General features: G+C 70.8%; 9 protein-coding genes and 1 pseudogene. 3 read left to right on the top strand and 7 right to left on the bottom strand.

Annotated elements, in window-relative coordinates; all coding sequences use genetic code 11:
• Positions 1-223 precede the first annotated feature (223 nt).
• Entirely contained in the window at positions 224-1,183 is a 960-nt protein-coding gene (locus tag ACFP2V_RS09695; protein ID WP_381208498.1) for a LysR family transcriptional regulator, read from the top strand.
• Between the two features lie 211 nt (positions 1,184-1,394).
• On the opposite strand, the gene ACFP2V_RS09690 is transcribed toward ACFP2V_RS09695, so the two are convergent.
• The 5 genes from ACFP2V_RS09690 to ACFP2V_RS09670 all read right to left on the bottom strand — a co-directional run bounded on the left by ACFP2V_RS09690 (position 1,395) and on the right by ACFP2V_RS09670 (position 7,018).
• Positions 1,395-1,643: a hypothetical protein gene (locus ACFP2V_RS09690; RefSeq protein WP_381208478.1), complete on the bottom strand. Its 249-nt coding sequence runs from the start codon at positions 1,641-1,643 to the stop codon at positions 1,395-1,397.
• Entirely contained in the window at positions 1,592-1,957 is a 366-nt protein-coding gene (locus ACFP2V_RS09685) for a hypothetical protein (protein ID WP_381208475.1), read from the bottom strand. Before ACFP2V_RS09685 ends, ACFP2V_RS09690 begins: the two co-directional genes overlap by 52 nt.
• A gap of 3 nt (positions 1,958-1,960) precedes the next feature.
• Positions 1,961-3,670 (bottom strand): aa3-type cytochrome oxidase subunit I, encoded by a 1,710-nt coding sequence (gene ctaD, locus ACFP2V_RS09680; RefSeq protein ID WP_381208472.1) that lies wholly within the window; start codon positions 3,668-3,670, stop codon positions 1,961-1,963.
• Between the two features lie 361 nt (positions 3,671-4,031).
• Complete coding sequence (locus ACFP2V_RS09675; protein WP_381208495.1) at positions 4,032-6,017, bottom strand: glycoside hydrolase family 5 protein; 1,986 nt, start codon at positions 6,015-6,017, stop codon at positions 4,032-4,034.
• Positions 6,018-6,124: 107 nt separating this feature from the next.
• A complete protein-coding gene (locus tag ACFP2V_RS09670; RefSeq protein WP_381208469.1) occupies positions 6,125-7,018 on the bottom strand; it encodes a LysR family transcriptional regulator in 894 nt (297 codons plus the stop codon).
• Between the two features lie 101 nt (positions 7,019-7,119).
• Here ACFP2V_RS09670 and ACFP2V_RS09665 point away from each other — a divergent pair, with 101 nt between their 5' ends.
• Entirely contained in the window at positions 7,120-7,524 is a 405-nt protein-coding gene (locus tag ACFP2V_RS09665; protein ID WP_381208467.1) for a YybH family protein, read from the top strand.
• Between the two features lie 95 nt (positions 7,525-7,619).
• Here the strand turns inward: ACFP2V_RS09665 and ACFP2V_RS09660 are convergent, their stop codons facing one another.
• Both ACFP2V_RS09660 and ACFP2V_RS09655 read right to left on the bottom strand, forming a co-directional pair.
• The gene (locus ACFP2V_RS09660) at positions 7,620-8,015 is read right to left on the bottom strand and encodes a hypothetical protein (protein ID WP_381208507.1); all 396 of its coding nucleotides are present in this window, start codon (positions 8,013-8,015) and stop codon (positions 7,620-7,622) included.
• Positions 8,002-8,171: pseudogene (locus ACFP2V_RS09655) on the bottom strand (AAA family ATPase); the annotation flags it as partial. The gene ACFP2V_RS09660 and the pseudogene ACFP2V_RS09655, both read right to left, overlap by 14 nt.
• Before the next feature lie 151 nt (positions 8,172-8,322).
• Between ACFP2V_RS09655 and ACFP2V_RS09650 the strand changes: the two are divergent.
• Positions 8,323-8,544, top strand: a complete 222-nt coding sequence (locus ACFP2V_RS09650) for a hypothetical protein (RefSeq protein ID WP_055608812.1) — start codon at positions 8,323-8,325, stop codon at positions 8,542-8,544.
• Positions 8,545-8,895: the final 351 nt, after the last annotated feature.

Below are 8,895 nucleotides of genomic sequence, written 5' to 3'. Positions count from 1 at the left end.
CTCTCCCGGCCCCCACCGGGGCCGGAGGTCAGGGTGTCCACCACCCGGGGGGAGGTCCCGTCCCGTCCCGGTCCCTGGTTCCGTCCCGGTCCCTGGTTCCGTCCGGCCATCGATGCGTCGCGGCCAATGGTCCGTCGGACCTGGCTACCGGTCCGTCGGGCCCGGCCACCGGATGCGTCCTCCTCACCGCGGCCTTCACGTAAGGTCATTGACCGTGGATCTCTTGCGCCACCTGCGCCTTTTCGTCACCGTAGCCGACGAGTTGCACTTCAGTCGGGCCGCCGAGCGGCTGGGCATGGCACAGCCGCCGCTCAGCCAGGCGATCCGCAGGCTGGAGAAGGAACTCGGTGCGGAGCTGTTCGACCGCTCGCAGCGCGGCGTCCGCTTGAGCGCCGCCGGAGCGGTGCTGCTGGAGGAGGCCCACGAACTCCTCGCCGGGGAGGAGAGGTTACGCACGCTGGCCCGCCGCGCCGCCGACGGTGGCCTCGGCACGCTTCGCGCGGGCGTACCGCCCGACACCACGACCGCCGTGCTGTCCGCCCTGCTCTCCGCCTGCGCGGCGCACGCTCCGGGGCTGTCCGTGGACCTGCAGGAGGTCACCACCGAGGAGCAGGTACGACTGCTCTCCTCCGGCGGGCTGGACGTCGGACTCGTGCACCATCCCGTCGACGCCACCGACCTGCGACTCGGCCCCGAGATCTCGCTCGATCTGGGTGTCGTCCTGCCGCGTACGTCACCGCTGGCGAGGTTGCCGGAGGTGGCGCTCGGTGAGCTCTCCGGCCACGACCTGGTGCTCTTCCCGCGGGCACACGCGCCCGGCTGGTACGACAGGATCCTCGACGTGTGCCGCGCGGAGGGCTTCGTACCCGGCCGGGTACGGCACGCGTCGAACCCCGAGTTCCTGCTCGCGCTGGTGACGGCGGGGCACGGCGTCGCCTTCGACCAGGGGCCGGTGGCACGCAAAGAGCCCCGCGTCGCCTGGCGGCCCCTGGCCGGCCGGCCCCTCGCCCTGCACATCAGCGGCGCCTGGCCCTCCGGCCGCGGCGCTCACCCGGCCGCCCGCCGTTTCGCGGAACTCGCGGCCGACGTCCTGGCCCGCGACCACACCGCGACCCCGTGGCGCGACGGCGTTCCCCGCCCACCGGACGATTCCCCGCGCCCGTGGTCGGTGGTCTACGGCTAGGGTCCTTCGTCCGGATCAGGCCTGATCCGGCCTGATCCAGGAGCGGGTCCCGATGCCGTGCATCGCACGGCTGATCGCGCGCGCAATGCCGTCCCGTCCGTACGGAGTTACGGAGTCATGAAGCCGCATCCCGCACAGCTCTCCGCGGGGCATGCGGGTGAGGTCACCTCCTCCTCCAAAGACAGGTCATCGCCACGGGACGTCGTGTCGTTCACCCCTTCCGTGCGGGCCGGACCGGAGCGTCGTACTCGCGGTGGCGGGTTCTGCGGATGGCCGTGAGGGCGACGGCGAGGGACAGGGCGACAAGGGTGAGGGGAGGGGCGGCGGTCAGCCAGAGCGGGACCGTGTCCTGGCCGTGGGCCCAGAGGACGGCGGCGGCGGTGGTCGTGGCCGCGACCGGGCCGCCGGTCAGGACGACGGCGACGAAGGCGGTGCGGGAAGGGCCGGGGGCCCGAACCACCCCAGTTGCGCCCAGAGGCGGGCCGCTTCGCGTGCGCCGCGTCGGCGGTGGACGGCTGCTCGGGTCCAGAGGGCGGTCGTGGCGGTCGTGCCCGCCAGGGCCGCCGCACAGGGCGGCCACCAGCCGTCGGTCAGGAGAAGGAGTACGGCGACAGCGGCGGCCGTGGTCCAGCCGCTGAGGCAGGCCACCGCCCCGGCGCGGAGGGAAGCGGGCCGGTCGGCCCCGGCCCTCAGATCGGCGAGGGCCGGCAGGTACCAGACGGAGCCGGCCGCGGTCACCGCCGCCGCACCGAGGGCCAGGACGGGATGGGACACGGTTCAGTTCACCGCCTCGAGCTCGGCGATCTCCGGGTGGTGGACGTCGAAGGCGGGGGATTCGGACCGGATGCGGGGCAGGGAGGTGAAGTTGTGGCGCGGGGGCGGGCAGGAGGTGGCCCATTCGAGCGAACGGCCGTAGCCCCAGGGGTCGTCGACCTCGACCTTCTCGCCGTACTTGGCCGTCTTCCAGACGTTGTAGAGGAACGGCAGCATCGATATGCCCAGTAGGAACGACCCGATGGACGACAGGGTGTTGAGGGCGGTGAAGCCGTCGGCGGCCAGGTAGTCGGCGTAGCGGCGGGGCATGCCCTCGACGCCCACCCAGTGCTGGACCAGGAAGGTGAGGTGGAAACCCACCGTGAGCGTCCAGAAGGTGATCTTTCCGAGGCGCTCGTCGAGCATCCTGCCGGTGAACTTCGGCCACCAGAAGTGGAAGCCGGCGAACATCGCGTACACGACCGTACCGAAGAGCGTGTAGTGGAAGTGCGCGATGACGAAGTACGAGTCGGAGAGGTGGAAGTCGAGGGGCGGTGAGGCCAGGATGACGCCCGTGAGACCGCCGAAGAGGAACGTGACGAGGAAGCCCGTGGCCCAGAGCATGGGCGCCTCGAAGGACAGGCTGCCCTTCCACATCGTGCCGACCCAGTTGAAGAACTTCACCCCGGTCGGGATCGCGATCAGGAAGGTCATGAACGAGAAGAACGGCAGCAGCACACCGCCCGTGACGTACATGTGGTGCGCCCACACCGTCACCGACAGACCCGCGATCGCGATCGTCGCGCCGATCAGGCCCATGTAGCCGAACATCGGCTTCCGGGAGAAGACCGGGAGCACCTCGGAGACGATGCCGAAGAACGGCAGGGCCAGGACGTAGACCTCTGGATGCCCGAAGAACCAGAACAGGTGCTGCCACAGCAGTGCGCCGCCGTTCGCCGCGTCGAAGACGTGGCTGCCGAACTTGCGGTCCATCTCCAGGGCGAACAGTGCCGCCGCCAGGACCGGGAACACCATCAGGACCAGCAGAGCGGTCAGCAGCACGTTCCAGGTGAAGATCGGCATGCGGAACATCGTCATGCCGGGAGCGCGCATGCAGACGATGGTGGTGATGAAGTTGACCGCGCCCAGGATCGAGCCGAAGCCGGACAGGGCCACGCCCATGATCCACAGGTCGGAGCCGATGCCCGGTGAGTAGAGCTCGCTGGACAGCGGGGCGTACAGGAACCAGCCGAAGCTTGCGGCCCCGTCCGGAGTGAGGAAGCCGCCGGCCGCGATCAGTGAGCCGAGCAGGAACAGCCAGAAGGCCAGCATGTTCAGCCGCGGGAACGCCACGTCGGGTGCGCCGATCTGGAGCGGCATGATCCAGTTCGCGAACCCGGTGAACAGCGGCATCGCGAACATCAGCAGCATGATCGAACCGTGCATCGTGAACGCCTGGTTGAACTGCTCGTTCGACATGACCTGCAGACCGGGCCGGGCCAGCTCCGCGCGCATCAGCAGCGCCAGCACACCGCCGACGGAGAAGAACACGAACGCGGAGACCAGGTAGAGCGTCCCGATCCGCTTGTGGTCGGTGGTCGTCAGCCAATCCACCCACGACGCGCGCACTGTCTCCGGCGCGGTGTTCCCGGGGCGCTCGAGCGCCTCGCCCGCGCCGGGGGCCACGGCGTGCGCCCCCGCGGTCCCCACCTCTTGTATCTGCCCCTCGGCCACCGCCGGTGCCCTCTCCTTCTGCTCACGCTCTGCTCCTGTCCGTATGTGTTCGGCCAGGCGTCGACGAGCCGGAAGATGCCGAGTGGACGGGAGTGGACGCGACGCTTCCCAGCCGCTGCCACATGATCGCCGCCGGGGTAGGGGGGTCGGACAGGGCCGAACAGTCCCTGCCGTCCGCCGGGCAGAGGGACCAACGGCCCTGATGTGCCCGGCGGTGCGGAACGTGCTCTCGTCACACGACCGCCGTCCGACGCCGTTGCGCCACGGCTTCGGATCATCTGGCCGTGTTCGCGCATACCGCCATGGCGTGTACGGACGCAACCGCGTGGCCGACCCCGCGGAATCGAGCGACCGGCGCGGGTCAGGTCAGCTTGCGGCAGTGCAGCGCGTCCGGGGTGCGGGAGGAGCCGAGGCGGCCGGTGTAGGCGATGCCGGCCGCGTACTCGTCGGCGGCGCACTGGCCCTTGTAGTGGCCGTGGGCGAAGTCGCCGCCCTTGGGGGACGGGCCCCTGTTGTCACCGCGGTCGAACCAGACCGTGCGGCCGCTCGTGCCGGTGATCGCGCCGGGCCGGGCGGCCGCGCACAGGGCGGCGGAGACGGCGGCGCCGCGGACGCTGTAGCCGGTGAGGAAGTGGCCGTCGGGGCACTGGAGTTTGGTGTATCCGGAGGCCCAGTCGCCGCCGGGCCCGACGTGCCGTTCGTCGACCACCACCTCGTGTCCGCCGGCCGGGTCCCCCAGGGGTCCGGCGGTCACGTCGGAGCACAGGCCGCGGTTGCCGGTGTGACTGAGGCCGAGAAGGCGCTGCCCGTCGGGGCAGACGGCCTTGCGGGCGCCGGAGTTCCAATCGGGGAGCGCGCGCATGCGCCGCGAGGCGATGAAGTCGGCGTGGTCGGGGCTGAGCATCGACCAGTCGGCCACCGGGGCGATGTGTCCGGTGCGGCCCGGGGCCCCGACGAGCCGGGTCCAGGCGGCGGCCCGCCAGTCGTCACCGTCGTACAGGCCCATGCGGTGGCCCGCGACGTCCCAGTGCAGCAGCGCCCAGCCGTTGCCCCTGCGGTTGTCGTGCCAGCCGACGAGCGGCCAGTACGCGAAGTCGGCGTCGGTACGGATCAGGTGGTCGACGAAGTTCGCGAACCAGGCGCGCTGCTTCGCTCCCGTCTCCTCACGGCCGCCGACGCCGAACTCGCTGATCCAGACGGGGGCGGTGAAGTGCCGCTCCCCCTCGGCGGTGACGTAGAGGGCCTGCCGGTTCAGTATGTCGGTCAGCTCGGTGGGGCTCAGGTCCTGGTAGCGGGGGTCGGTGGTCTCGCCGATTCCGGTGGCGCCGCTGTGGTTCGGGCCGGTGTAGCCGTAGAAGTGGGCGGAGTATACGAGTTTGCCGGAGTCGACGAGCGTGTGCGAGAGATGGCGTACGGGCTCCAGGGTGGGGCGCCCGTGCGCGAACCCGTCGACGGGGATGCCGGTCCAGTTGATGCCCTCGACGATGATGAGAAGGTCGGGGTTGGCTTCCGTCAGGATGCGGTCGCCCACGCGCTGGGACGCGGTGAACCAGTCGTGGTTGTCGCCGAGGCCCCAGTTGGGGTCGTCCCAGACGGTCCGGCGTACCTCGTTGTAGAGGTCGGCGCCCACGACGCGCTGGTTGTCCTGGTAGCGGCGGGCCATGAACAGCCAGTCGCTCTCCCAAGCTCCGGTGGACCTGCTCGCATTCCAGCGCTCGTTGCCGTCGACACCGCAGCACCAACGAGTGGTGTTGGTGTGGTTGTTGAGGATCACCGCGATTTTGGAGGCGGTGAGTTCGCGGACCACGACGTCGTAGACCTCGAGCGGGGTCTTCCCTCGCAGGGTGGGGTTGGCGGCGACGGCGCCGTCCGTCACGGGGCGGGTGTCGTGGATCATCTCGTTGGAGAAAGGCAGCCGGATGCTGTTGATCCCGATCTCGTGGAAGCCGGAGATGATCTCGGCCATGGGGGCACGGTCCAGGCCGAGGGGGATCCGGCCGGCGTTCTCGCCCGCGTGGTGGTTGGCGTCGTCGTCCGCGCTGCCCGAACCGTTCCATGTGCCGCTGGCGCCATGCCAGTTGCCGGAGCGCAGCTTGAAACGGTCACCGTCCGCGTCGACGATCCAGCGGCCGCGCGTGCTGAGCGGCGCGGACCAGTCGGGGTCGGAGGCGGCGGACGCGCCGGCCGTGGCGGACGCAGCGCTCGTGCCGGCCGTCGTCGCGGGGTCGGAGACGGAGGGGAGTCCGCTTGCGGACTCCCGTGTCGTCGCGGTGGCGGCGGCAGCGGGCGTCACGGGCGCCAGCAGGAGTACGGCGGCCAGAGTCGCCCTGACGAAGGATCCGCGCACGGTCACCGTCCCGAGGACTAAGTTGTCATGGCGACGACATCATGACGGACGGGGCGCCATGGGTCCAGGCCTACGGAGGAGAACTGCGGGACCGGCCACCCGCACGGTCACGCCGGGGCGGGCTCGGCGAACGCCCGTCGGCTGTGGTGCAGCAACTCCTTTACCGCAGCAGCACTTTGGCCGCTCTTCCAGATCAGGGCGAGCATCGCCGGTGTGTCGACGCCATCGATGAGGCGGGCGGTGAGCCGGTCGCCGTAGCTCGCGGCCATCGACTCGCTGAGGATGGCGACACCGAGCCCGCGGGCAGCGAGGTCCGCGATGGCGTCCGCCGCGCCGGCCTGCAGCGCGATCGCGGGCCGGAGGTCCCGTGCGGCACAGGCCAGGTCGAACGCCGTGCGCAGCCCCGTACCGGAGGGCATGCAGACGATCGGATGGGCGACCAGGTCGCGCAGCGTGACCCGCCGCTGGTGCGCCAAGGGGTGCCCGGCCGGGACCGCTGCCACGAGCCGCTCACTGAGGAGCGTCAACGCCTCCAGCCCGTCCGGGGCGGCGGTCGCGGTTCCGACGAGGGCCAGGTCGACGGTGCCCGCGCGTACACCCTCGACGAGCCGGTCGGAGTTGTCCTCCAGCAGAGCGATCTCCACACCGGGATGCGCCCGGTGGAAGGCGGCGAGGGCGTCGAACAGCGGCGTGACCGTGCAGCCCATGACCATCCCGACCGTGAGCCGGCCCCGGATCAGGCCGGTGACCTCGCCCACCGCCTGGCCCACCGCCCCGGCCGCGGCAAGCGCGGCGCGGGCGGGTCCGAGCGCGGCCTTTCCCGCGACGGTGAGGGCGACGGCACGCGACGACCGGTCGAACAGTTCGGCGCCGAGTTCCCGTTCCAGCCGGCGGATCTGGGCGCTGACTCCGGACTGGCTGATGCGGACCCGCTCGGCCGCCCGCGTGAAGTTCCGCTCCTCGGCGACCGCGACGAAGTACTCCAGCTGCCTCAGTTCCATAGCTGTGGATTCTAGCTTCCAGTAGATCCATCTGTTGGACTTCTGGTCGGCGGGCGGCCACGCTGGAAGCACCGAAGCCCGAGCGAGGCCAGGAGGCACCCATGACGGAGACACCGGAGCACCAGCACGAGGGCGAGTCCGCGTACGAGAAGGCCATGCGGCCCGAGGACATCACGCGCCTGTTCGTCGAACGGTCCAACGCCGGTGACGCGGCCGGAGTCGCCGCGCTCTACGAGGAGGACGCGGTGATGGCGTACCCGCCCGGCGACCGGACCGTGGGCCGGGAGGCGATCCGCGCACTGTGGGAGAAGGTGCTGGCCAACCGCCCCCGCTTCGAGCCGGAGCAGCCGCTTCCGACCCTGGTCAGCGGCGACATCGCCCTCACCTCGACGCCGCCGGGGGACGGGGCGGGTGCCCGCGCGCAGGTCGTCCGGCGCCAGCCCGACGGAAGCTGGCTGCGCCTGCTCGACCAGCCCGAGTTCGTACCGCCCACCGCCGACCGCTGAGCCCTGTTCCCCGGGCCGGAGCGGGGCTCCCGTGCTCTCTTGTGGTTACTCAGGAGCTGGAGGAGAGTGGTCGCCGACCTGGCAGATCGCACTTCTCAAAGGGCTGGGGAACCGGAGGCGCCGGCGCGCAGCGCGTCGAATCCCAGGACCGCCGACCCCTCACCGCTCGCCGCGAGCACGGTCTCCGCCGCATGGTAAGCGGTCGGGTCAACGGCGGTGGGCAGCCGTTCGGGCACCCGGTCGGTCAGCCGTATCCCCACGTCACGGCCGGTGGCCCGGCACTGGTGGGCGAGCAGGTCGAGGGCCTGGAGAGTGGGCTGCGGCCGCCGCGCGACCTCCGTCCCACCCTCCCGGACCGTGTCGAGTAGGGCGCGCATCGCGGCCAGGGCCTCTCGGGCGCGTTCCGCGGTCCCGTCGAGCCGGCCCGCCTCCGCGAACATGTCGGCGGTGCGCGCCGGCACGGTGGTCTCCAGCCCGGCGGTGACCGGCACAGCGCCAGTCGTGCGAGCCGCCCCAGGAGTCCAGCCCGAAGCCTTCGGCGAGAGCCTCGACCAGGGTCGACTTGCCCGAGCCGTTCTCACCGACCGGATAGGTCACCGGTGCGGGGAGGCGCAGACCTTCCGCCATGAGCCCCGCACACAGGGCACGGACCACGGTCATTCTCCCTCGTCCCCGTCGAGCGAGCCACCGGATGCGTACGCGCGTTCGATTATCACACCCCGAGTTTTCCATGGAGCCGCGAGTAGTGAACCGTGGACGGCTGTGGCAAGCGGTGCCCGCAGGCCCATACTGGTGACAATGACAAAGCCAGTTGCACCGAAGCGCATTCTGCCCACCAGCCCCTTCAAAGCCCCGGTCGCACCGCCGCCCAAGCACTTCGCGGTGGGCGACCAGGTCACGCACGACATGTACGGTCTCGGCCGGGTGATCGGCATCGAGGACGGAATCGCGGCACTCGTGGATTTCGGTTCGGCGCAGGAACGGATCCTGAGCCCGTACGCCAAGATGAGCAAGCTGTAGTTGCAGCTGGAGCCGAAGTCGCCGCTGTGGCCTACGTCGCAGCCGGAGCAGCGGCTCCAGGACCGCCGGGCCCGGTCACAACATGCACACGCCAGACCCTTTCACGGCCCCGCACCGAATCGGAGACCTCTCATCGACCTGACCTCGCTGTTCTCCGCCCCGGAAGGGGCACCGCGCCGGGCCACCGCGGCATCGCCACCTCCAGCGGCGGACCCCTTCCAGGCCCCGGACTTCGGGGAGGACGAGACCTTCCTGTTCGAGGACGCGCAAGCACCCTTCCCCGATCTGGACACTGGTACGACCCGGCGCAACACCCGCTAGGGCCTCTCGTTCGGAATCGAGGGACGCCCG

It is taken from the genome of Streptomyces incanus (assembly GCF_042656345.1).
GTDB classification, from domain to species: Bacteria; Actinomycetota; Actinomycetes; order Streptomycetales; family Streptomycetaceae; genus Streptomyces; species Streptomyces incanus.
Note: the sequence above shows the minus strand (reverse complement) of the source record. Positions and strands in the feature narration are given on the sequence as shown.

Bases quoted from the DNA above. Each gene is read 5' to 3' on its own strand.
- ACFP2V_RS09670 (WP_381208469.1), bottom strand. From the start codon at position 7,018: ATGGAACTGAGGCAGCTGGAGTACTTCGTCGCGGTCGCCGAGGAGCGG.
- ACFP2V_RS09665 (WP_381208467.1), top strand. From the start codon at position 7,120: ATGACGGAGACACCGGAGCACCAGCACGAGGGCGAGTCCGCGTACGAG.
- ACFP2V_RS09650 (WP_055608812.1), top strand. From the start codon at position 8,323: ATGACAAAGCCAGTTGCACCGAAGCGCATTCTGCCCACCAGCCCCTTC.